16 protein-coding genes and 1 pseudogene are annotated in these 22,961 nt (G+C 53.8%); 11 read left to right on the forward strand and 6 right to left on the reverse strand.

Annotated elements, in window-relative coordinates; all coding sequences use genetic code 11:
* Positions 1-714 (forward strand): annotated as a pseudogene (locus AAC019_RS15845) (hypothetical protein); the annotation flags it as partial.
* Between the two features lie 90 nt (positions 715-804).
* Here AAC019_RS15845 and AAC019_RS15850 read toward each other — a convergent pair.
* The 4 genes from AAC019_RS15850 to smpB all read right to left on the reverse strand — a co-directional run bounded on the left by AAC019_RS15850 (position 805) and on the right by smpB (position 8,200).
* A complete protein-coding gene (locus tag AAC019_RS15850) occupies positions 805-2,619 on the reverse strand; it encodes a fibronectin type III domain-containing protein (protein ID WP_339900180.1) in 1,815 nt (604 codons plus the stop codon).
* Between the two features lie 105 nt (positions 2,620-2,724).
* The gene (locus AAC019_RS15855; RefSeq protein WP_339900182.1) at positions 2,725-4,071 is read right to left on the reverse strand and encodes a sodium-dependent transporter; all 1,347 of its coding nucleotides are present in this window, start codon (positions 4,069-4,071) and stop codon (positions 2,725-2,727) included.
* Positions 4,072-4,286: 215 nt separating this feature from the next.
* Complete coding sequence (locus tag AAC019_RS15860) at positions 4,287-7,289, reverse strand: TonB-dependent receptor (protein ID WP_339900183.1); 3,003 nt, start codon at positions 7,287-7,289, stop codon at positions 4,287-4,289.
* Between the two features lie 431 nt (positions 7,290-7,720).
* A complete protein-coding gene (gene smpB / locus AAC019_RS15865) occupies positions 7,721-8,200 on the reverse strand; it encodes an SsrA-binding protein SmpB (RefSeq protein ID WP_339900185.1) in 480 nt (159 codons plus the stop codon).
* A gap of 191 nt (positions 8,201-8,391) precedes the next feature.
* Between smpB and AAC019_RS15870 the strand changes: the two genes are divergently transcribed.
* From AAC019_RS15870 to AAC019_RS15895, 6 genes are all read left to right on the forward strand, one after another.
* Complete coding sequence (locus AAC019_RS15870) at positions 8,392-9,762, forward strand: sodium-dependent transporter (protein ID WP_339900187.1); 1,371 nt, start codon at positions 8,392-8,394, stop codon at positions 9,760-9,762.
* 2 nt (positions 9,763-9,764) lie between these two features.
* Entirely contained in the window at positions 9,765-10,202 is a 438-nt protein-coding gene (locus AAC019_RS15875; protein ID WP_339900188.1) for a type II toxin-antitoxin system RatA family toxin, read from the forward strand.
* Positions 10,203-10,244: 42 nt separating this feature from the next.
* Positions 10,245-10,568: an RnfH family protein gene (locus AAC019_RS15880; RefSeq protein ID WP_339900190.1), complete on the forward strand. Its 324-nt coding sequence runs from the start codon at positions 10,245-10,247 to the stop codon at positions 10,566-10,568.
* A 291-nt stretch (positions 10,569-10,859) separates the two neighbouring features.
* Positions 10,860-13,970 (forward strand): PAS domain S-box protein, encoded by a 3,111-nt coding sequence (locus AAC019_RS15885; protein WP_339900191.1) that lies wholly within the window; start codon positions 10,860-10,862, stop codon positions 13,968-13,970.
* A gap of 50 nt (positions 13,971-14,020) precedes the next feature.
* The gene (locus tag AAC019_RS15890) at positions 14,021-14,410 is read left to right on the forward strand and encodes a response regulator (protein WP_339900193.1); all 390 of its coding nucleotides are present in this window, start codon (positions 14,021-14,023) and stop codon (positions 14,408-14,410) included.
* 33 nt (positions 14,411-14,443) lie between these two features.
* Entirely contained in the window at positions 14,444-16,105 is a 1,662-nt protein-coding gene (locus tag AAC019_RS15895) for a diguanylate cyclase (RefSeq protein WP_339900195.1), read from the forward strand.
* Between the two features lie 59 nt (positions 16,106-16,164).
* Here the strand turns inward: AAC019_RS15895 and bamE are convergent, their stop codons facing one another.
* Positions 16,165-16,572 (reverse strand): outer membrane protein assembly factor BamE, encoded by a 408-nt coding sequence (gene bamE / locus AAC019_RS15900; protein WP_339900196.1) that lies wholly within the window; start codon positions 16,570-16,572, stop codon positions 16,165-16,167.
* A gap of 79 nt (positions 16,573-16,651) precedes the next feature.
* On the opposite strand from bamE, the gene fur reads away from it, so the two are divergent.
* Positions 16,652-17,062: a ferric iron uptake transcriptional regulator gene (fur, locus tag AAC019_RS15905; protein ID WP_339900198.1), complete on the forward strand. Its 411-nt coding sequence runs from the start codon at positions 16,652-16,654 to the stop codon at positions 17,060-17,062.
* A gap of 23 nt (positions 17,063-17,085) precedes the next feature.
* Here the strand turns inward: fur and recN are convergent, their stop codons facing one another.
* Positions 17,086-18,765, reverse strand: coding sequence for a DNA repair protein RecN (gene recN / locus AAC019_RS15910; RefSeq protein ID WP_339900200.1), 1,680 nt, complete (start codon positions 18,763-18,765; stop codon positions 17,086-17,088).
* 156 nt (positions 18,766-18,921) lie between these two features.
* Between recN and grpE the strand changes: the two genes are divergently transcribed.
* From grpE to dnaJ, 3 genes are all read left to right on the forward strand, one after another.
* Positions 18,922-19,467: a nucleotide exchange factor GrpE gene (grpE, locus tag AAC019_RS15915; RefSeq protein WP_339900202.1), complete on the forward strand. Its 546-nt coding sequence runs from the start codon at positions 18,922-18,924 to the stop codon at positions 19,465-19,467.
* 186 nt (positions 19,468-19,653) lie between these two features.
* Positions 19,654-21,576 carry a molecular chaperone DnaK gene (gene dnaK / locus AAC019_RS15920; protein WP_339900204.1) on the forward strand — a complete coding sequence of 641 codons (1,923 nt, stop codon included), beginning with the start codon at positions 19,654-19,656 and terminating at the stop codon, positions 21,574-21,576.
* Between the two features lie 95 nt (positions 21,577-21,671).
* Positions 21,672-22,811: a molecular chaperone DnaJ gene (dnaJ, locus tag AAC019_RS15925; RefSeq protein WP_339900205.1), complete on the forward strand. Its 1,140-nt coding sequence runs from the start codon at positions 21,672-21,674 to the stop codon at positions 22,809-22,811.
* Positions 22,812-22,961: the final 150 nt, after the last annotated feature.

Here is a 22,961-nt window from a genome sequence, read left to right on the forward strand (position 1 = left end):
ATGGATCATGGTCACGGTATGGAAATGGGTATGGCCGATTCCATGGATATGAATGACTCAATGGGCTTGGGGCACGCTCACGCCATGGGGCACATGTCCCACGAGGTAGACGGCTTTGGCGATACCAATTTCAGTGCGTTGTATAAATTGATTGCCGCCGAGCACCACACGCTGCTGGGTACGCTAGGGGTTAATGCCCCGACAGGTAAGTCCGACCTTAAAAATTACGATGGTACTTTTGTCCATTACGGTATGCAGCTCGGCTCTGGTACCTGGGACGCCACGCCCTCGATTACCTATACCGGCACCGCGGGCGTGCTTAACTGGGGCGCGCAAGCCTCGGCGGTTATTCGCCTGGAGGAGGCCAATGACTCGGGCTACGCATTAGGCGATGAATACGCAGCGACTGCCTGGGGGGCGCTACGTGTTTTTGATTGGATGAGCTTCTCGGCGCGGGTTAACTGGACTGACCAGGATGCGATCAGCGGCCACTACAACGGCGCCCACAATCACTCGAGCCCGGCGGATATTCAAGCCAACTACGGCGGTGAATTTCTTGATGGTGCTTTGGGTATTAACACCGTGGTTACCGGCGGTGATTTTGCCGGGCTACGCCTGGGCGTAGAGTGGGTGACTCGTTTAAAGGAAGATTACAACGGCTACCAGCTGGGGCTGGATGACAGCGTTAACGTGAACCTTTCATACGCTTTTTAATGAGTAACCCAGTAATGCACCGACAGTGTTAGTTGTGGTAACTGTCAGTGCATTGCTGGGGGCTTGCTGCGCCCCCAGATGTTGATAAGACTAAAAGAATAAAAATAAGAGATTGTCGGCATTTTGATTAAGCATTAATAACATCGAGCCGTCTTCCAAAGCCTGGATGTACCGAGCATCGCCTTCTGCCTGAAAGCAGAGCTGGTGGTGCCATTGCCCTTCATACCACTCGCGTAAATCGATGTAATGACTGTCGCTACTGCTTGATATCGAAATAACGTTGTCTGTGGGACAGGTGTCGACTTCTTGCGCTTTATAAAATTGCCCATCGACGGTAACTGTGCGAGCCGGAGGCAATGAATTGGTTTCGATGACATCGCTCGATAACAATTGCCACTCGCCATCGGTTGTTGTAAAAGTATCAATCGATTCAATCAGGTCAGGGTCATTTCCGGAAAAGTTTGTGCTTTCGACGTAGAGGGTCTCGCCGTCGCCACTGAGATGCGAATTGGCTCCGTAGGTAGAGTTTGGGTTTGTGACGGAGTCATCCAGTTGGGTCGAAAAGCTGTTTTGCCGCGTCCAGGTATTGTCCGCTCGGGCAAAAATATGAATGCTGCCCGTGGCGTCGCGGTGATAGCCCAATTCATCGCTGGATCGTGCCACCAGCACATTGCCATCGTCCGAAAGTCTAACGTCAGCCCCAAAAAACTCCCCGGTATCGATGCCGATGGCCTGCTCAAATTGCCATTCACCGGTTTTATGACTCCAAAACTCAAGCTTTTCGGTGCTAAACCAATACGCCCATGGCGGTAGCGGCGTGATATCGAGCCAGGCGCCAGGGCCAAGATAAGACGAGCCGGCTACTAAGGTTTCTCCATCGGCCGAGAGTGCCACCGATCCGCCAAAGCGCCGCAATTCTCCGGGCCACTGAGAGACAATTTTTTGCGGCTCGCCCCATTGGTTGTTGGTTTTGCTGTAAAGGTAAATAACGCCGGCGCGCCGGCTCTGCTCACTTTGATCGGGCAGCTGCACCGAGTGTTGTTCAGCCGCCACCACCAGCACATCGCCACTTTCAGAGGTTGTTACCGTAGGTGTCGTAGTTCCGCTTTCAATGAGCCGCTCAGATACGGGTAAAATAAGGCGATCGGTCTTACGCCATTGATCGTCTGTTTTGTTGTAAACGTCAACGCCATAACACCCCTGACAGTCACCTTCGGGGTTGACCATATAGGCGGCACGACCATTTTGGCTGAAGGTTATCTCATCGTAGCGGGCTTCATCGCTCGCGGGCACTGTAAATGTCTCTATAAAGCCCGCCGCTTGGTCGATTACCTCGGCGGTGTTAGAGTCGGTGCAAGTGTCATTAATGCACGCCTGAACTTTATAAGTACCAGAGGTAGTCTCCTCAACCGAGGCGGTAAATGTGTACTCATGGGTCGTTGCGGGCACCGTGGAGAGGGTGTCAAATGTGCCCGGCTCCGGCGCCAAACGTTGCACACGATACTCGTCGACAGCGGCCTCTGTGTCACTCCATTGCAGGGTAACTTGTCGCCCGGGGTTCGCGGTAAGCGTAAGCGTCGGCGGCGTTATTTCAAAATCTGCTGTCACCATGCAGTCGCTGTTGACGCTGCTAATCACATAGTCGTTACCGCTGAGCTCACCACCGCAACCGGATATTGCGGTTACCTCGTAACCTGCGTCGGGGGTGACGGTAAGTGTTGCTTCACTTTGTGCGTCGATCGTTAATTCGCTGGGGGTAAGGGTGCCGCCTGCGGAGGACTCGGTAGAAATGGTAATTTGCGCAGCCGCAGAGCTTGCGCCATTATCCGAGCTGCCGCCGCATGCGGCTAACAACAGTGAGCAAGCCGCGATTGAGGCCGGTCCGATATAGCCTGTGAGTGTCATCCTGATCTCCCGTAGGTTAATTTCGTTACGAGAGTGTAAGCGAGTTATCGCAAAATAGGTTGCTTAGGTACAATTTTTAACAGATGTTTTGTGGTGCAGCTAAGGCTACCGCAGGCTTTGCACAAACGTTATCAAGATCAGTGCCGGGCAAATAAATTTTACGTAAAAAGGCCACAGTTTCCAGAACCATGTCGATTCGATTTCCGGGTGGCCGTTGCTTAGCTCTTTAAGCAGTTGATGGCGATGCATTACCCAGCCGGCAAATAAGCAAAGCGCGACCCCAAGCAATGGTTGGCCGTACACGGTGGTGAGGGTGATTACCCCGTTAAACAGCGCATCGAACTGCCAGATAACCAACAAGCTAATGGCAAAAATGATACCGCCCGAGAATAGCGCGGCCAGTGGTCGGCTCAAGCCCCAGCGCTCTACGGCGACCGAGACGGGCACCTCGAGCAAAGATATGGCCGAGGTTAGCGCGGCAATGCTCATAAGCGCAAAAAATGCCAGTGCCAGCCAGTTGCCGGCCGCCCCCATGGTGGCAAATAAGGCGGGCAATACCTGAAAGATTAAATCTGGCCCGGCGATTAATACCCCGGCGTCATTAAAGACGGTCACGCCCTTGGTTTGGGCGACGTAAATCGCCGGTAAAATAAGCAGGCCGGCGGTAAAGGCAAAGCCGGTATCGAGCAGGGTGACAGCAGCCCCCATGCGGGGCAGGTTGTCGGTGTCACGCAGGTACGAGCCGTAAATTAGCATGGTGCCCACCCCGAGTGAGAGCGAGAAAAAGGCCTGCCCCATAGCACTTAAGATTAACGACGGGTTGCCCAGCTGGCTAAGATCCGGAATCAAATAGGCTTTAAGCCCCGCCAGTGCGCCTTGCTGAGTAAATACGTAGGCGATCATGCCCAGTAAAATTAAAAACAGTGCGGGCATTAACCGGGTCGACCAGGCCTCGATGCCTTGCTCGACACCGCGAGCGATAATCATGATAGTGAGTGCGGACATCGCCCCGCACATGAGCGCGTTGCGGCTAAAGCTTTGGGCGTTGAGCCAGCTGGCGCCTGAGTCCCACTGCAGTAGTTGTGCTGCGGGGCTTAGAAACTCTGCCAGCATCCAGCCGGCGACAATGGCATAGAAGCTTAAAATAAGCACCGCCACGGTAAGTGCACACAGGCCTACGATGAACCCCGCCCGCTTTAGTGTCGCCGATGGGTGAAGCCCGGAAAGTGCACTAACCACATTGGCGCGGGCGTAGCGGCCGATGGTGAGCTCGGCCATCAGGGCCGGATAGGCAAGCACAAACGCCAAGATCAGATACACCAGTAAAAAGGCAGCGCCGCCATTGCTGGCAGCCTGAGTCGGAAACCCCCAAATATTACCGAGCCCAACCGCGGAGCCTGCGGCGGCCAGTAAGAAGCCGATTTTACTAGAGAATTGTCCGCGTGTTGCCATAGTGTCTGTGCCGTTGCTTGTTTATTGCTAGAAGTTGCCACTATATCGCAACTTAGTGTGGGCGCAACTTAGCGGATGCCGAGGCGGTTTTTAGCCGGTGACAATCAGCAGGCATAAAAAAGGCGCGTTAACCAAACGGCTAACGCGCCAAGCAAGGAACGCACTAGGCATACCTAAAAGTCGTGTGAGCGCAGCGGGCTGCGCTCAGCGTAGGCTTAGAAAGTAGCCCGAACACCCATGGTGTAACGCGCTTCGTACTCGTTTTGCCACGCGAACTGGTCTTCATACTCCAGATAGTAAGTTTCTTTCTCTTCGGTGACGTTAGACGCGTTCAGGAATACGCTGACATAGTCGTTGATGTCATAGCTAACCGAGGCATCCACGTAGGAGGTAGGCTCTTGCCACAGGGTGCCTTCGCCCCAGGTTTGGTTAAACCCAGCCACACGCTCGCTGCGGTAGTTATAGGCAATACGTGCTTGCAGGGCGCCGTTTTCGTACCAACCGACCAAGTTAAACACATCTTCTGAGTTGTCCTGGAAGGGCAGCTCGACGCCGTCCATGCTTTGGTTGCCAGACTCGCTGGGCGAGTAGGTGTAGTTGGCATCGATACCAAAACCGCTCAGCATGGGCACGTCCAGGAAGTCGTCAAAGGCCAGCTTGGCGGCCAGCTCAACACCCTTAAGTACACCGCCTTCACCCTGAGTGCTGGTGGAGATGGGCACGCTGCGACGCACGACGCCATCCTGATCGGGCAGCTCCATTTGTATGGTGCCGCTTTCGATAAAGCTCTCTACATCAATGTAGAACCAGCCTGCCGACAAGCTGCTGGCGCCGCCCATGTAGTATTCCAGCGAGATGTCGTAGTTGGTCGCCTCCCACGGGTCCAGTTGGGGGTTGCCGTCGGCGTTACCGCCGCTGACGATAAACTGGTTGTAGGTGTCGCTGTCGGGGTTGCTGTCGATCACATAGTTAGGTGATAAGCCCGCGCCCCACTGGGCGAGATCCAGAGGCGCCATGGTGCGGGCGTAAGAGGCGCGCAGAATCAGATCCTGGCTCAGGTCGAAGCGCAGGTTTAACGATGGCAGCAAGTAATCCAGTGAACGCTCGGTGGTGATATCGCCCGTATCCAGTGCCGCTGCGCCATAGGCCTGAGCAGCGCCGACTTCGTTTTGCACCACGGTCAGGTCGGAGTCGATGGCGCGCACACCAAAGTTACCGCTCATAATGCCGGTTTCAAAGTTGGCTTTGGCGTAGTAGCTCAGCTCTTCCAGCTCGACCTCGTAAGAGCGGCCGGGGAAGATTGAACGATGGGTGCCGGGGTAGAGCGCTTCGTGGTAGGCCTCTACATCAGCCATTGCCCGTGGGTCTACCGCCCAAATACTGGAGATGCCAGAGACGCTGCCAAAGTCGCTCACCTGAATGGGGTTCAGCTCGGCCAGCGGAGTGGGAATGCCCGCCGCGTAGTAATTTTCGCCGTCGCCGGCCACACAGGCACCGTCGACACCGCCGCCGTCCAGAATAACGTCGGTGGCTTTCCACTTAACGTCGCAGCCGTTAACGGGTGACAGTAAGTCGAATTCAAAGTTGTCCACGCTGCGCTCGCTTGAGCGTACGCCAAATTCTATCGAGGTCAGGAAGTTGCCTTCCAGGCGGTATTCGCCGTCAAAGCGAACAACATCCAGCTCGCCCTCGCGTGAGAAGTTGTTTTCGCTGGCAAAGGCGCCCAGCGCATAGCTGTTTACATCGCCCAGGTAGCTACTAATGCTGCGCGCATCGCCCAGAGACTCGCCGTTAATGCTCAGGTTGGCGTTATTGTCAAAACCGCTCCAGTTTGGGTTGTCGCCGCTGTAGTCGATGCTTAGCTGCGGGTAGCCCAAATAGCCACCGGGGTTGGTTTGCAGTTGGCCGTCGGCGCAATCCCCTTGTGTGCCTGCGGTGCCATCGGGGTAGTACTGACATTCAACACCCCACTGGTTACCGTTGGCCAGGTCAACATCGGTGTAGCTGTTCAGGCGCTCTTGTTCGGCTTCGCCGTGAATAAAGCGGAACGAGCCGGTAAAGTCGCCGCCGTTGTCGTAGTTCAGCTCAACATTGTAGTTTTGTGACTCGGCAGTTTGCGCCTGCACAGAAGAGTAGGACTTAATACGACGCCCCGAGGTGGTGTACTCCTGCACGGTGTTGACACTGCCGTGGTCGGTTGATTGCGCGGCGTCGTACCAGCTCCAGCTCTGCCACTTGTCTGAGTTGGCAATACCTACCTGGTAGTCGTTGTCTTCCAGGTCAGTCACCAGCGCTTCGGCTACCAGCTCAAAGCCCGCGCCCAAATCGACCTGTACGGCTAGGTTGGCACCAGTGCGCTCGCGCTCGGTCTGACGGTTGTAAGCCGTATGGCCTACGTACGCCCAGTAGCGGTCGTCCAGATCGCCGTCGTTGTTTACATCGACAGCGCCGTCTGTGTAGCGATCGGCAAACTGCGGGTTGTTCGGGCTGACCCAGCCGTAGTCGGTTTCGTTGGTAAAGCCAGTCCAGCCGCCATCGCCCATCACGCCTGAGTAGTAGTTGGCCAGGGTCGCTTCCTGACGGCTAATGGCCGCCATAACGCCAATGCGCTCGCTGTTCCAGTTGAGCAGCAGGTTGGCGGACGGATCGGTCTCTTCAGTTTCCATGCCGTAGGTGCCGTTAACGGCGCCGGATACGGTGAAGCCTTCGTCAAAATCAAATGGGCGGTAGGTGTGCAGGTCAACGATACCGGTAATGCCGCCCGCGTTCATACTCGCGGTTTGCGACTTGGCGACTTCAGCGCCAGAGAACAGCTGTGACGGGATATCGCTGTAGTTGGGCTGTACGGTGGTCAGTGAGTTGGCACCCAGGTAAGACTCGCCGTTTAAGGTGGTCAACACTTGGGGCAGACCGCGGATGTTCAGGGCCGTACCTTCACCGGCGGAGCGGCGGATTTGCACACCGCTGATGCGCTGCAGAGAGTCGGTAATAGTAACGTCGGGTAATTTACCGATGTCTTCTGCGGAGATGGCGTCGACGACCGAGTCGGCATCGCGCTTAATGTTAACCGAATTTTGCTGAGCGGCGCGGACACCGGTGACAACAACTTCTTCCAGTGCGGGCATTTCTTGCGCGTAAGTCAGTTGCGCGGCACCGGCCAGTGAGCTGGCGCTGATGCAGGCGGCCAGCGCCCTTAGTTTGAATGAGTGGCGTTGCATGAAGTATCTCCTATTTTTGGCTTTAGCTTTTTATGGGTAAAGCTTGTGCTTGTTCAAGCTCAGGTTATTGAAACCGGTTACAGGTTGCGAGCGGTTTCCGCTTGTTTTGTGACCTCTAAGGTATTACTCGTTTTAGGGTGTTGTTATATGTGTTAGGCGTTTCGGCCGTAAAAGCCTTTAAATTACGCGTATGGCTGTAGGTGTTTTACCGGCTGCACTTAACTGGTGCACCCTGACTTTGAATGGTGCGCCGTGTAACCGGTTGCGGAAATCTAGCGAGATTTAATAAAAAGGGCAAGTAGAGAAATGTAATGAATGCCTAACACTGTGAATAACTGGGGTGAGATACACGCCGCTGGTGTTTGTGGCGTGAGTTTTTTAGCGTGCCCACAGCACCTGGCGGCGCTGTGGGGTGGGGCGGTTTGAGGAGGTTAGCGCGCGTCGCTTTGAAACAGGCGCTGTTTTTGACGGTTCCAGTCGCGCTCTTTTTCAGTTTCGCGCTTATCGTGCATTTGTTTACCTTTACCTAGTGCCACTTCTACCTTAACCAGGTGTTGCTTCCAGTACATGGCGGTGGCAATGACGGTATAGCCTTTTTGCTCGGTCGCCTGGCGTAGTTTGGCCAGCTCTTTTTCATGCATTAACAGTTTGCGTGAGCGATTGGGCTCGACCACGTAGTGGGTCGAGACGGTCGCAAGGGGTGAGATTTGTGCGCCCACCAAAAAGGCCTCGCCATTTTGAAAAATAACGTAGGTATCGGTTAACTGTATTTTGCCGGCCCGTAGGCTTTTGACTTCCCAGCCCAGTAGCACGATACCTGCCTCCAGCTTGTCCTGCAGGTGGTAGTCAAATTTCGCCTTTTTATTAAGGGCAATGGTGTTGCCTGCGGGTTTTTTCTGCTTTTTAGCCATGAACAATCGCGTCAAATGGGTGAATGAAAACCCCGGCATTATAACGACCATCAGGCGCTGTGTCTGCGTTCGTACTTATGCTCTTGGGCGATTAACGATACAATCAGCGGCATTGATGATATTTACGCAGTGTTATAGCGGTTACCCTGCATGCCGGGTGACAGAAAATAACGAGTAAGTGGAGTGGCAGCGTGAAACGAGCACAGCAGCACGCCATCTGGGGGCGCCGGGGCACCTTTATTCTGGCCGCAACGGGCTCAGCGGTAGGCTTGGGCAACATATGGAAGTTTCCCTATATCACCGGCGAAAACGGTGGCGGGGCGTTTGTGTTGATGTACCTTCTGTGTATTTGTCTGATTGGCTTGCCGGTGATGGTGGCAGAGGTGCTGTTGGGCCGCCGTGGGCGCGCCAGCCCGATTACCGCGATGCAAGTGGTGACCCGTGAGTCGGGCAGCTCACGGGGCTGGAATATCATTGGCTTGTTTGGTGTGCTGGCTGGTTTTTTGATTTTGTCCTATTACAGCGTTATTGCCGGCTGGACTTTAGAGTACGTAACCACCGCGGCCCGGGGCGGCTTTGTCGGCCTGGATGGCGATAGCGCCAAGCAAGCGTTTGAGGCGCTGCTGGCCAACAAAAGCGCGCTAGTGCAATGGCAGACCGCATTTTTGTGCATGACCGTATTGGTGATTATTTTTGGTGTAACCCGCGGGCTCGAGACGGCCGTGCGTATTTTAATGCCGCTGCTGTTTGTTTTGCTGCTGATATTACTTGGCTACGCGGCCTACGTGGGCGACTTTGCCGCTGGTGCCTCGTTTTTGTTTAGTTTTAAGTTTTCCGATTTGTCGCTTGAGGGGCTCTCGCTTGCGTTGGGGCACGCTTTTTTTACCCTTAGCCTGGGTATGGGGGCGATTATGGCCTACGGCTCTTACATGCCTCACAACAGCTCGATCGTGAAAACTGTACTGACGGTGGGTGTGTTGGATACGCTGGTGGCGCTAATCGCAGGCCTGGCGATTTTCCCTATCGTGTTTGCCACCAGCGGGGTTGAGCCTGGTGATGGTTCCGGTCTGATGTTTATCAGCTTGCCCATCGTTTTTGGTGCGATGCCGTTTGGTACGGTTTTTGGGACCTTGTTTTTTTTACTGATCACGCTGGCTGCCTGGAGCTCGACACTTTCTCTGTTAGAGCCAGCGGTAGCTTATCTGACCGAGCGCTTCCGGTTTCATCGGGTTAGCGCCAACTTGCTTATTGCGTCGTTGGCGTGGTTGCTGGGGTTGGGCACGGTGTTGTCGTTTAACGACTGGTCAGATAATACCGCCTTTTTAGGCATGAATTTGTTTAACTTTATCGACTTTATTACCGCCAGTGTGCTGCTGCCGTTGGGCGGGGCGCTAATGGCGATCTATGTGGGTTGGTTTATGAAGCGTAGGCCCCTGCGACGGGAGCTGCAGCTCGAGTCCACGCAGGTGTTTAGCCTTTGGTTTACGGTGGTGCGTTATATCTCGCCAGTGTTGGTACTGGCGGTGTTTGTTATAGGTTTATACGGAAAGTTTGCGGGGTAGTTGTGGGGCATAAAATAAAGCGTACCGCCGAAGTCGGTTATTCTTGTGAGCAAATGTTCGCGCTGGTTAATGATATTGAGGCTTACCCAGACTATATGGATGGTTGTCAAAGTGCGGCCATTTTGGCTCGCGGAGATGGTTGGTTAGAGGCGCGTCTGGCGCTTGGTTTAGGGGGTGTCTCCCAGAGTTTTGTTACCCGTAATCAGCTTTTGCCGCCCGAAAAAATGACCATGGAGCTGGTTGACGGCCCGTTTCGTACGTTCTCTGGGGTTTGGTCGTTTGTCCCGTTGGGCGACGGTTGTTGCGTGACTCTGGAGCTGGATTTTAGTTTAAAAAATCCGCTATTGGCGATGGCCGTTAATAAAATGTTTGAGCAAATTGCTGCGTCGCAGGTAAAGGCGGTGTGCCGGCGGGCTGCAACGGTTTACGGTACTCATTAAGTTGTCTTTAAACGCTTAAATAGCGACGCAAGGTAAAAACTGATGGCTGATTTAGACTTAATTACGGTTGAGGTGGCCTACGCGCTACCCGATCGGCAAACAATTTTAGAGGTGTTGGTTGAGCCAGGCACTACGGCATTTCAGGCGGTAGAGCGCTCGGGCATTGTGCGCGAATACCCCGAGCTGGATATAGAGAACGCCAAAATGGGTATTTTTGGTCAGGCACTTGGTACCAAAGGGCTTAAACCACCCCGGGAGCACGAGCTGCAGGCGGGCGACCGGGTTGAAATTTACCGGCCGCTGCAGTCCGATCCGAAAGAGGTGCGCCGCCGCCGTGCCGAAAAGGCTAAACAAGCTAACTCCTGAGCCCGCCGGGGCGTGGCGATTTAGTCGCGGCACCTTTAGGCTGTTGCTACACTGTTTAGATCCGCTTGTTGGTAGGAGAGCTTATGGTCTGTGGTGCCATAGATAGGCATGGTTTATTTGCCATTGCTAGCGGCGCCGCCAATCTTGTCTGCTTGTGCTCAGGGGGTGATTCTTATTACTACTAACAGCTTGCTTGGGTTGATGGTTTTAGGCTTTATCTGTGTCTGCATGGCGGCGCTCATTTACTGGCGGCTGCAGTTGCGAGTAAGTCAGACTAATGTTTCGCAGGCTTTGGGTCGACGCCTTCAGTTGGCGCTTGAGAACAGCCAGTCTGGCTACTGGGACTGGGATGTTCAGCGAGACAGTGTTGAGTTCTCCGACGATTGGCGGCGTATGTTTGGTGTCAAGGACGATGCTGTGATCGGGGATGGTGTGTCTGAGTGGATGGCGCGGGTTCACCCAGATGACCGCGATGAATGTCTGAGGCGTATAAAAGCACATATTAAGGGCGAAACCGACCGCTTTGAGCATGAACACCGTTTGCGCGATGAACGCGGCGAATACCTTTGGTTTTTAACCCGGGGGAGGGTCACCGAGCGCGACAGCGCTGGTAAAGCGTTGCAGGTAATTGGCGTTTACACGGATGTTACGGCCCGTAAAGGTGTCGAGCAACTGGTGATTCACCAACAACAAGCATTGCACCGGCTTAGTGAAATCGCCTCGTTGCCGGGTGCCGGCGCTAAAGAGCAGTTGCGTCAGGCTTTGCGGCTGGGAGCCGATTATTTAGGCCTGCCTTTGGGTATTGTTAGCGAAGTGAATGGTGATGACTATCGCGTTCATGTCCAGGTGTCGCCGGCAGATGCGCTTTCTGATAATCAGCTCTTTCACCTTCCACAGTGCTTTTGTGTTGAGACCTTGCGTGGCCAGGATGTGATGGCTGTGCACCACACAGGTAACTCGCCCCTCGCTCACCACCCTTGTTATCTATCCACTCAGCTGGAGTGCTACATTGGCGCGCCAGTATGGGTCAAAGATACGGTTTACGGCACCTTGAACTTCTCATCCCCAGAGGTTCGCACTAGCGAATTTAGTGATTATGAATGCGACTTTGTACGGGTGCTGGCGCGTTGGGTTGGCGGCACTCTTGAGAGGTCTTTGCAAGAGCGTGAAAGCCGCAAGTTATCCGAAACTTTTGCCAAACTCTCCGATAGCATGCCGGGTTGTTTGGTTCAGTTTCAGAAGTACCCCGATGGCTCGTCGCGCTTTGCGTACGCGAGTCGGGGTATTTGGGATATTTATGGGGTTACCCCAGAGGAGGTGCAGGACGATGCCTCAGAAATTTTTGCGCGTTTACATCCTGATGATTTAGAGCGTATCGCCAGCGGTATCGCGGCATCCGAATCCAGCTTAACAATGTGGAATGATCAGTACCGGGTGTTGCATCCCTCGAGAGGGGAGCGGTGGGTACGGGGGCGTACTAGCCCCGAACGCCAGAGCGATGGCAGCTTGATTTGGCACGGCTCCCTGTGGGATATAACGGAAGAGGTTCTTGCCGAGCAGCAATTGAGTCGCACCAGTCGCTGGCGCAATGCGATTTTTGATGTGACCAGCTTGTCGTTGATTATCACGGACGTGCAGGGAATCATTCAATCGTTTAACGTCGGTGCGAGCCGAATGCTTGGTTATAGTGAGCAAGAGCTTCTGAACAGAGGCAATTTGACCGACTTGCACGCCGTTCAAAACGTTGCCGCAGAGGGGCCCGAAGCTGGTTTTGCCAAGCTTACACAGCGGGCGACGAGCGGCGAGGTCTGTAGCGAAGAGCGCATTTACCTTTGCAAAGATGGGCGTCAGGTACGGGTGATGGAAACCATCACGGCGGTGCGTGACGACACCGATCAAATTGAAGGGTTCTTGAGTGTTGCCCGGGATATCACACTTGAGCGCTCGCAGGACGAAGCCTTACGGGCCAGTGCCGAGCGCACCCAGGCTATTTTGGATAACGCGGCCGATGGGATTGTCCTTATCGCCGATCACGGTGCTATTGTCTCGTTTAATCTGGCGGCTGAAAAAATATTTGGGGTCTCTGCTGTACAGGCTGAGGGGCGAGCGATTGAAAGTTTGCTGTCCGATACGGACGCCGATGTTTTTATCCAGCAGCGGCGCGCGCCGGTTTTGGGCGGAATCGAGGTTAAAGGGCGCCGTGCCAGCGGCGAAACGTTTCCGTTGGAATTAACATTTTCCGAGATTCATGCCGAGGATGAGCGGCTTTATATTGCCTTGATGCGTGATATTACCGATCGCAAGCGTGTTGAGCGCATGAAAAACGAATTTATCGCTACGGTAAGTCACGAGTTGCGAACCCCCTTGACGGCGATAAGTGGCTCATTGCGTTTATTGGATTCGGGCGTGCTCGCGCAACTACCGGAAGCGATTAAAAAGCTGGTGCAAGTGGCGCACAATAATAGTCATCGGTTACTCGATCTGGTCAACGATTTACTGGATATTGAAAAGTTGGTGGCTGGCAAAGTGCACTTAAAACTTGAGTACCTGGTACTGGTTGATCTCCTACAGCAAAATATTGAAAACAACCTGAGTTACGCCGAACAGTTTGATGTTTGTTTATCGCTCGATACCTCTGCCTTAACCCTGCCAGTCGGGCAATATTTAATTTACGCAGACAGTCAGCGAATTGCTCAGGTTTTGACGAATTTGCTCTCTAACGCGGTTAAATTCTCTCACTCTGGCGAAGAGGTAGTTGTGCAAGTGCATGAGGGCGAGGGTGAGTTAATGGTCAGTGTGATCGATCACGGTGAAGGTATTGCCGATGAGTTTCGCCCTCGTATCTTCGAGAAGTTTTCGCAGGCAGATAGCTCAAGCTCAAGAGGTAGGGGCGGAACCGGGCTTGGTCTGGCCATCAGCAATGAAATTATTGATCAGCACGGCGGGCGCATTGGTTTTGAGTCGACGCCGGGACATGGCTCACGTTTTTACTTTGCGTTACCCGCTACGGTAATATCCAGGTTGAATGCGGCGGCCGTTAGACGAAGTTTTAATGTTTTACACATAGAAGATGATCAGGCAATGTTAAAACTGGTGGCGTTACTTGTGGCCGACGCGGCACAGCTAACACAGGTTGATTCTTTGGCTGGTGCACAGCAAGCGTTGAATGAAGCCTACTACGACATGATATTGCTTGATGTACTGCTGCCCGACGGAAGTGGTCTACAATGGCTGCGCACGATTGCCGATACTTTACCTGCCGAGACTGAATTGGTCGCTCTAACCCAGGTAGAACTGAGTGAGCCTGAGCAAAAAATGTTTGATCGCGTGATTGTTAAAGATGCTAACGTAGCAGCTGTGTTAAGTGAGTGCGTGCGTGAGCGAATCAACTTGGCAACGTAGTGTGAGCCTGTATTCGCCAAAATCAACGGGTAATAACAGAGATAACGCCAATGACGGTTAAAGGGACGTTAAATACAATTTTGTATGTTGAGGATGAGCCGGATATCCGCGCGATTGCTGAGCTCGCGCTGCAGACCATCGGCGGATTTTCACTGATTAGCTGCGCCAGCGGTAAAGAGGCGCTGATTGCCGCTAAAGAGCAGGTGCCGGACTTGATTGTGCTCGATGTTATGATGCCTGAAATGGATGGTCCGGAAACCTTGCGCAGGCTGCGGGAAATGCCGTTAATGGCTGATGTGCCCGCGATTTTTATGACGGCCAAGGTTCAGCCTGATGAAATTGCTGAATACCATGCGCTAGGTGCACTGGATGTTATCCCCAAGCCTTTTGACCCACTTAGTTTGGCGCAACGTGTTAATGATATTTGGCATCGGGCATAGCCCAATACGGTTACCCCATACTATGAGGATGTAGTGATTTCTAATACCCAGCAACAAGTACTCGAGCAGTTGCAGGCGCTTCGCCGTGAATATGCCATTAAGCTTCCGGAGGTGCTTGCGCACCTTGCGTCAACGGCGCGGCAACTGGAAGCCTCAGCGGAGAATGAGAAGCGTAAGCCAGAATTGCTCCAGCAGTTGTATCAAGAGCTGCATAAACTTGCTGGATCTGCTGGAAGTTTTGGGTTTGATGGGCTCAGCAAAGCCGCGCGTGAGCAAGAGTTGGCGATAAAAGCTTGGCTTGCCGGGCAGTTGCCAGCTGCGGCCCAGTTGAGCGATTTTGTGGCCGAAATCGAAAGTTTCACCCGCTTTATTCAGGCACCTGGCCCTAAAGTTGCTGATAGCTTTAGCCTGGATTTGCCACAGGTAGAGCTTAAAGCCGAGGCAAAACACTCGCTGATTTACGTGTTGGAGGACGATCTTTTGTTGGCTTCCGAGCTCACTTTGGCGCTTATCAACTTTGGCTATGAAGTTCGACATTACGCCACGTTAGCGGCCGCCGAGCAGGCGGTGAGTGAGCAGCGCCCTGATTTTTTGATTGTCGATGTCATGTTCTCAGGTGATGAGCGTACCGGCCCCCAGAGTATTGCCGAGCTCCAGCGGCGCTCGGCGGACCCGCTGTCGGTGGTGTTTATCTCCGCACGAGATGATTTTGACGCTTACCTGGCGGCTGTGCGCGCAGGTGCGGTGGGATATTTTGTCAAACCGTTGGATATTCCACAGCTGGTGAATACTTTAGAGGCGCAGCTTAAGCTGGCCGAGGGCTCGCCTTATCGCATATTAATTGTCGATGACGACGCACTGCTTGCCAGGCATTATCAGGTTATTCTTGAGCATGCTGGTATGCGGGTCGAATTGGTAAGTGACCCCAGTGAAGTGCTGGAGGTAATGCGCCGCTTTCATCCTGAACTGGTTTTACTCGATTTGAATTTGCCGGGCTGTCGTGGTTATGAAGTTGCCCAACTAATACGCCTTAACCCGGATTGGCTGCGCGTGGCGATTGCTTACCTATCGTCCGAGAGTGACGAGCAAGCTCAGGCGAACGCAGTGGGCTATGGTGGTGAAGACTTTCTGACAAAACCCATCTCCGATTTGCGCTTGGTTAGCGCCGTTTGCGTTCGTGCGGCTCGCTCCAGGCAGTTAAGTGAAGCCATCGATAGAGATAGTTTGACGGGGCTGTTGACGCACGCACGAATTAAAGATCAGGTGAACGTGGAGGTGCAGCGCGCCCAGCGTACCGGTAAAGCCGTTAGTGTTGCTATGATCGATTTGGATCACTTTAAGGCGGTCAACGACACTTACGGTCATGCTCTTGGTGATCGCGTCATTCGCGCGCTGGCTCAGTTGCTGCGTCAGCGTTTGCGTCAAACGGATGCTATTGGCCGCTACGGCGGAGAAGAGTTTGTGGTTATTTTGCCCGATTGCGAGCTGGAACAGGCCAAGGCTATTTTGGATGATTTACGGCAAAGCTTTAGCGCCGTCACCTTTAACGCCAATGATACGGTGTTTCATGTGAGCTTAAGTTGTGGCATTGCAAGCAGTGAGCGGGAAGGCGATGCTCAGTTGTTAGAGTGGGCGGATAAAGCCCTGTACCGCGCTAAGGCTGAGGGGCGTAACCGGGTGTGTGTGGCGCAGTAGGGGCTGCCCTTTTGGGGGAGGGGCGCAGCAGAGGTGTAACGATTGCTGCGCCGCGCTATCTACGTGTTGGTTGGCAGTGGCGTATCGGGCTCTTTATCGCCCTTTTCAGTGTCCTCGGTGTCACTTTCCTCTAGATCAGGCAGGTTCTCACCTTCGTAATGCGTCATAGTGTCACCGTCAAAATATACTGTTAACGTCCGCTTAAAAAAGCGACCGTCGCCCATCTTCAGGCTATAGTAGTAATCCCAGCGGTCGTCGTTAAAGATATCATCGATCAGAGGCGTACCCAGGATGTAGCGCACCTGACGCTTATTGAGACCGGGCTCGAGCTGAGTAATCATCTCTTCGGTTAGGATGTGCCCTTGCTGAATATTGATCTTGTGAACGCCGGGGAACTGAAAATACTGACACCCCGCCAATACCGATACAAAGCAGACGAGCAGGAGGGGCGTTTTGATTATTTTCATTACAGGGGTTCCACTTGCTAAAATGAATGGGCGATAATACCTGAACACACTGAACACTGAGAAGGGCTTGGACGAAAAAATGGCTGACGAAAACCAAGAATTACGCAAAGCCGGACTTAAAGTTACTCTGCCAAGGGTTAAAATCCTTCAGATGCTCGAGTCGTCGGAAGATCATCATATGAGCGCCGAAGACGTTTACAAAGCCTTAATGGAGGCCGGTGACGACGTTGGCCTGGCAACGGTTTACCGTGTTTTAACGCAATTTGAAACGGCCGGCCTGGTAGTGCGCCATAACTTTGATGGTGGCCATTCGGTCTTTGAAATCGCTCGCGGCGAGCACCATGATCACATGGTGTGCTTGGACTCTGGGCGTGTTATTGAGTTCCATAACGAAGAGATCGAGCGGTTGCAGCAGCGCATTGCCGATGAACACGGTTACGAGCTTGAAGACCACTCGTTGGTATTGTACGTAAAGCCTAAAAAGTCTTAATTTTGCATAAAACACCACGCGGGCTAGGCCTGCGTGGCGTCTCCTAACATCTGTTGTGCGTGGGCCCGCGATTGTGCGGTTATTGTGGCACCTCCCAGCATGCGCGCCAGCTCCTCTACTTTATCGTTTCCTTCGAGCTCTATAAGGGCTGTCTCGGCCGATTTGCTGTTGCTGGTTTTTGCCACACGCAGGTGCTGGTGCCCTTTACTGGCTACCTGAGCCAGATGTGTGACGCACAATATTTGTCCGCGACTGGCCAATTGCCGCAGTAAGCGGCCGACGGTATCAGCCGTGGCGCCGCCAATACCCACATCCACCTCGTCAAATACCAGGCTGGCAATAGCGCTGCGCTCGGCAGCAACCACCTGAATCGCGAGGCTGACACGTGATAGCTCGCCCCCCGAGGCAACCTTTGCCAGAGGTGCCGGTGGCTGGCCGGGGTTGGTGCTAATAAGCAGTTCGATATCTTCCAGGCCATGCGCTGCGGGGCGCTCGTGTCTGGGTTTGCATTCGACGGTGAGTTTAGCGTGTTCCATTGCCAGCGTTTTTAGGTGTGCATTCACTTTTTTCGACAGGTTGGCGGCGCTCTTGCTCCGCTTGTCGGACAGCTCCTCTGCCTTAGTGCGGTAACTCTGCTCTAAGTCTGCAACTTCCCGGGCCATGGCCTCCAGCTGCTCGTCGCCTCCGCCCAGGCTTGCGAGCTCTTGTGCCAGCTCGTTGTGCAGGGTGGGGAGCGCTTCCGGAGTAACACGGTGTTTGCGGGCAACCTCGTAGATACTCGATAAGCGCTCTTCGACCCATAGTAACCGCTCTGGATCGAGGCTAAAGCTATCGCCAAAGTGCTCTAAGCTGTGTTGTGCTTCCTCGAGCTGGATCTGGGCTTCACTCAGTAGCTGCTCGGCTTCATTAAGGGCGGCGGGCTTGTCGTGGAGCTTACGTAGCAGCTGCAGTGCGCGGCTGAGGCCGGTATGCAGCCCCTGCTCGTCATCGCTGCAAATCGCCAGTGCCTGGGCGCTGGCCTGAAGTAGGTCTTCAGCGCTGGTCAGCTCGCGCTGCTCTTGCTCTAGTGATTCGATCTCACCGCTTTGAATATTAAGCTGCTCAAGCTCTTCGACTTGGTAGTGCACTAGTTGGTAGCGGGCGTTTACCTCATCGGCGTTGTCGCGACGGTGCTGCAGGGCGCCCGCCCGCTCCTGCCACAAGTGATAAGCCTCTTTAACGGCTTGTGCCAGCGCCCCGTTACCTGCGTACTCGTCCAGCAGGCGACGGTGATTGTCTTTGACGAGCAGCGACTGGTGTTCGTGTTGGCTGTGAATATCCATCAGCATATCGCCCAGCTCGCGCAGCTGCGCCAGAGTGGCGGGGTGCCCATTGATATACGCTTTGGAGCGGCCCTCCCGGGTAAGCGTGCGGCGCAGTAAACACTCGTTGGGGGCGTCCAGTTGGGCGAGATCGGTATTGGCCAGCCAGCGTTGCGCCCGGGGGTTGGCGTCTAACTCAAATGTGGCCGCTATGTCGGCGCGATCACAGCCGTGGCGCACCCGAGAGGCGTCGGCGCGGTCGCCTAGGGTTTGCCCCAGCGCCTCCAGTAGTACCGATTTACCGGCTCCTGTCTCACCGGTAATGACCGTCATGCCCGCCTTTACGTCAAGATCCAGGGTCTCTACCAGAGTAAAGTTTTGGATGCTTAAGTGGCTTAACATACCGCTCTCCGTGTTTGTGGGGGATTTCTCTGGTTATTTATACAGGTTTTTTTTTGCCCCTGCTAGATAAAAAATGGCGGCTCTCCCCCTTGAAAGTGGCTCTGTCAGCCCCATATTCGGCAGAGATTCGTTCAACCATTCACGATGGAGAGCAAGGTGACAGATCAAGAGCATAACGATCAGGCAGATACCGAGGCGCAAGGCGCACCCGAAACCGAGCAGGCGCCAAACGATGTCGAGGCGCTGAGTGCCCAGGTAGAGACCTTGGCAAACGCGCTCGCCTCGGCCAAGGAGCAGACATTGCGGGCTCAAGCCGAGGCGCAAAACAGTCGTCGTCGCGCCGAGCAAGACATTGAAAAGGCCCACAAGTTTGGTCAGGAAAAGCTGGTGACGGATTTGTTACCAGTCGTCGATAATCTGGAGCGTGCACTGTCCAGTATTGATCGCGAAGCGGAGGCCAATAAGCCGATTATTGAAGGTATCGAGCTAACGCTAAAATCTTTCCTCGATAGCCTGGCGCGCCATCAGGTGGTTTCCCTCAACCCTGCCGGTGAGCCGTTTGACCCGCAGTTGCATCAGGCCATGACAATGGTCGATAACCCTGATGTCGAGCCAAATACCGTGATTGATGTATTCCAAAAAGGCTATACCTTGCATGGTCGCTTGGTGCGCCCGGCGATGGTGGTTGTGGCCAAGGGCTAAAAGTTTCGCAATTTGGGGCGTCAGGGCTTGAAAAGCCGTCATCGGCGCCCATATAGCTACTACTGACTGGGAAAGGCGCGCTTTGCGCCTCGTTTAAAAATTCTCTGTCGCTGTTGGTGTTTGACGATAGGCCGCTTGGGCGAGCCCGACGACAGCGCAGCAAGACAACGTTTAGGAGATTGATTCATGGGTAAAATTATTGGTATTGACTTAGGTACTACCAACTCTTGTGTGGCGGTAATGGAAGGCGACAAAGCCAAGGTTATTGAAAACTCAGAAGGCGATCGCACCACGCCGTCCATCGTTGCATTTACTAACGACGATGAAGTGCTGGTTGGGCAAAGTGCCAAGCGCCAGGCGGTTACTAACCCGCACAATACTTTGTACGCGGTTAAGCGTTTGATTGGCCGTAAGTTTAAAGACGATGTAGTGCAAAAAGACATCAAAATGGTGCCTTACAAAATTGTCGCCGCCGACAATGGCGATGCTTGGGTTGAAACCAAGGGCGACAAAAAAGCACCGCCGCAAATTTCGGCCGAAGTGTTGAAAAAAATGAAGAAGACCGCCGAAGATTACTTGGGCGAAGCGGTAACCGAAGCCGTTATTACCGTACCGGCTTACTTTAACGACTCTCAGCGTCAGGCCACTAAAGACGCCGGTAAGATTGCGGGGTTGGACGTTAAGCGTATTATCAACGAGCCTACCGCGGCGGCGTTGGCCTATGGTATGGACCAGAAAAAAGGCGACCGTACCATTGCAGTCTATGACCTGGGTGGCGGTACTTTTGATATCTCTATTATCGAAATCGCTGACGTAGACGGCGAGCACCAGTTTGAAGTGCTGTCGACTAACGGCGACACCTTCTTGGGTGGTGAAGACTTTGACTTGCGCCTGATTGACTATCTGGCCGGTGAGTTTAAGAAAGAGCAGGGCATTGATCTGCACAATGATCCGCTGGCTTTGCAGCGCTTAAAAGAGGCTGCCGAGAAGGCTAAGATCGAGCTATCCTCTAGCCAGCAAACAGAAGTGAATTTGCCGTACATCACAGCGGACAACACTGGTCCTAAGCACTTGGTGGTTAAGTTGTCACGTGCCAAGCTCGAGTCACTGGTAGAAGATCTGGTGACCCGTTCGCTGGAGCCGGTAAAAATGGCGATTAAAGATGCGGGCGTTTCTGCCAGCGACATCAGCGACGTTATTCTGGTGGGTGGTCAAACCCGTATGCCGATGGTGCAAAAAGCGGTGGCTGACTTCTTTGGCAAAGACCCGCGTAAAGACGTAAACCCGGATGAGGCGGTAGCTGTGGGTGCAGCGATTCAGGGTGCGGTACTGGCCGGCGACGTCAAAGACGTATTGCTGCTGGACGTAACGCCTTTGACATTGGGTATCGAGACGATGGGCGGCGTTGCCACTCCGCTGATCGAGAAAAACACTACCATCCCGACCAAAAAGTCGCAGGTGTTTTCGACGGCTGAAGACAACCAGACGGCGGTAACCATTCACGTGGTTCAGGGTGAGCGCAAGCAGGCGGCGCAAAACAAATCTTTGGGTCGTTTTGATTTGGCTGATATCCCGCCGGCGCCACGCGGTTTGCCACAAATTGAGGTGACCTTCGACATCGATGCCAACGGTATCCTAAATGTTGGCGCCAAAGATAAGGCCACCGGTAAAGAGCAGTCCATTGTGATTAAGGCTTCCTCTGGTCTGTCTGACGATGAAATCGATCAAATGGTGCAGGACGCCGAAGCTAACGCCGAAGCGGATAAGAAATTTGAGCAACGCGTAACCACTCGCAATACGCTCGAAGGCCTGATTCACGCTACGCAAAAAACGCTTACCGAGGCGGGCGATAAAGCCACCGCTGAAGAGAAGTCAGCCATTGAATCGGCCATTGCTGAAGCCGAAGAAGCCGTAAAAGGCGATGACGTTGAAGCGATGGAAGCCGCGACGACTAAGTTGACTGAAGCCTCTGGCTCGCTGGCGCAAAAAATGTACGCCGAGCAACAGGGCGAAGCCGGTGCCGAGCAGCAAGCTGGCGAAAATCAACAAGCTGATGACGGCGTAGTTGACGCGGAGTTTGAAGAAGTGAAAGAAGACGACAAGAAGTAAGTCGAGCCCTTTTTCTTTATGTATTGATACAAATGCGGGCTTCGGTCCGCATTTGTGTATAGCAACTCACTTGATATAACTGGATACACAAACGCATGGCAAAGCGCGATTATTACGAAGTTCTGGGCGTGTCCAAAGGCGTTTCGGCGCAGGAGCTGAAAAAAGCTTACCGTCGTATCGCTATGAAGCATCACCCGGATCGCAACCCCGGCGATAAAGAGTCAGAAGACAAATTTAAAGAGGCCAGCGAGGCCTATGAGATTTTGTCCGACGATCAAAAACGTGCCGCTTACGACCAGTTTGGCCATGCAGGTGTCGATGGCAACTCTGGTATGGGTGGTGGCGGTGCCGGAGCGGGTGGCTTTGGCAACTTCAGTGATATTTTCGGTGATGTGTTTGGCGATATTTTTGGTGGTGCCGGTGGTGGGCGAGCACGCGGTGGTCCGGCGCGCGGTTCCGACTTGCGCTATACCTTAGATCTATCACTGGAAGACGCCGTACGTGGCTCTCAGGTACAGATTAAGGTGCCAACGCTGGCTCACTGCGGTACTTGTGATGGCTCTGGCGCAAAGCCTGGCAGTAAGCCTGTCACCTGTTCTACCTGTGGCGGTATTGGCCAGGTGCGCATGCAGCAGGGTTTCTTCTCTGTGCAGCAAACTTGCCCCAGCTGTCATGGCCGTGGCACCACTATTTCAGACCCGTGCGGCAGCTGTCACGGTCAGGGTCGGGTAGAAGAGACAAAAACCCTGTCGGTTAAAGTGCCGCCAGGCGTTGATACCGGAGATCGTATTCGCCTGTCCGGCGAGGGCGAAGCGGGTGCCGAAGGTGGCCCGGCCGGTGATCTGTACGTGCAGATCAACGTTAAAGAACATGAGATCTTTCAGCGCGATGGGCGCGACTTGTATTGCGAAGTGCCGATCGACTTTGTTCAGGCGACCTTGGGTGGTGAGATTGAAGTGCCCACGCTGGATGGTCGGGTGAAGTTAAAGGTGCCTGCTGAAACTCAAACAGGCAAGTTATTCCGCTTGAGAGGCAAAGGCGTGGCGCCGGTTCGCGGTGGCGGGGCCGGCGACCTGATGTGTCGTGTAGTCCTTGAGACCCCGGTCAACCTAACTGCAAAGCAAAAAGATCTGCTTGAGCAGTTCCGCAGCACCATGGAGAACGGCAAGCATTCGCCGCGGCAGAAAAGCTGGTTTGATGGAATGAAAAGCTTCTTTGGTGATATGAAGATATAGGCCAAGAAGTGGTTTAAGAAAGGCGGCGCAAGCCGCCTTTTTTGTGTCTGCGGTTTGGGCGTTTGTGTGGTCGGTTTTTGTCCGATTTAGCCGGCGTTAAAGAAAGTGTAAAAATAATGTGATTTGGGGCTTGTGCGATTCGGATTGGTG

The sequence above is a fragment of the uncultured Gilvimarinus sp. genome (assembly GCF_963975215.1).
GTDB lineage: Bacteria > Pseudomonadota > Gammaproteobacteria > Pseudomonadales > Cellvibrionaceae > Gilvimarinus.

Excerpts from the sequence above, each read along its gene's own strand:
- AAC019_RS15850 (WP_339900180.1), bottom strand. The coding sequence starts at position 2,619 with ATGACACTCACAGGCTATATCGGACCGGCCTCAATCGCGGCTTGCTCA.
- AAC019_RS15855 (WP_339900182.1), bottom strand. The coding sequence starts at position 4,071 with ATGGCAACACGCGGACAATTCTCTAGTAAAATCGGCTTCTTACTGGCC.
- AAC019_RS15860 (WP_339900183.1), bottom strand. The coding sequence starts at position 7,289 with ATGCAACGCCACTCATTCAAACTAAGGGCGCTGGCCGCCTGCATCAGC.
- smpB (WP_339900185.1), bottom strand. The coding sequence starts at position 8,200 with ATGGCTAAAAAGCAGAAAAAACCCGCAGGCAACACCATTGCCCTTAAT.
- AAC019_RS15880 (WP_339900190.1), top strand. The coding sequence starts at position 10,245 with ATGGCTGATTTAGACTTAATTACGGTTGAGGTGGCCTACGCGCTACCC.
- AAC019_RS15890 (WP_339900193.1), top strand. The coding sequence starts at position 14,021 with ATGACGGTTAAAGGGACGTTAAATACAATTTTGTATGTTGAGGATGAG.
- bamE (WP_339900196.1), bottom strand. The coding sequence starts at position 16,572 with ATGAAAATAATCAAAACGCCCCTCCTGCTCGTCTGCTTTGTATCGGTA.
- fur (WP_339900198.1), top strand. The coding sequence starts at position 16,652 with ATGGCTGACGAAAACCAAGAATTACGCAAAGCCGGACTTAAAGTTACT.
- recN (WP_339900200.1), bottom strand. The coding sequence starts at position 18,765 with ATGTTAAGCCACTTAAGCATCCAAAACTTTACTCTGGTAGAGACCCTG.
- dnaK (WP_339900204.1), top strand. The coding sequence starts at position 19,654 with ATGGGTAAAATTATTGGTATTGACTTAGGTACTACCAACTCTTGTGTG.
- dnaJ (WP_339900205.1), top strand. The coding sequence starts at position 21,672 with ATGGCAAAGCGCGATTATTACGAAGTTCTGGGCGTGTCCAAAGGCGTT.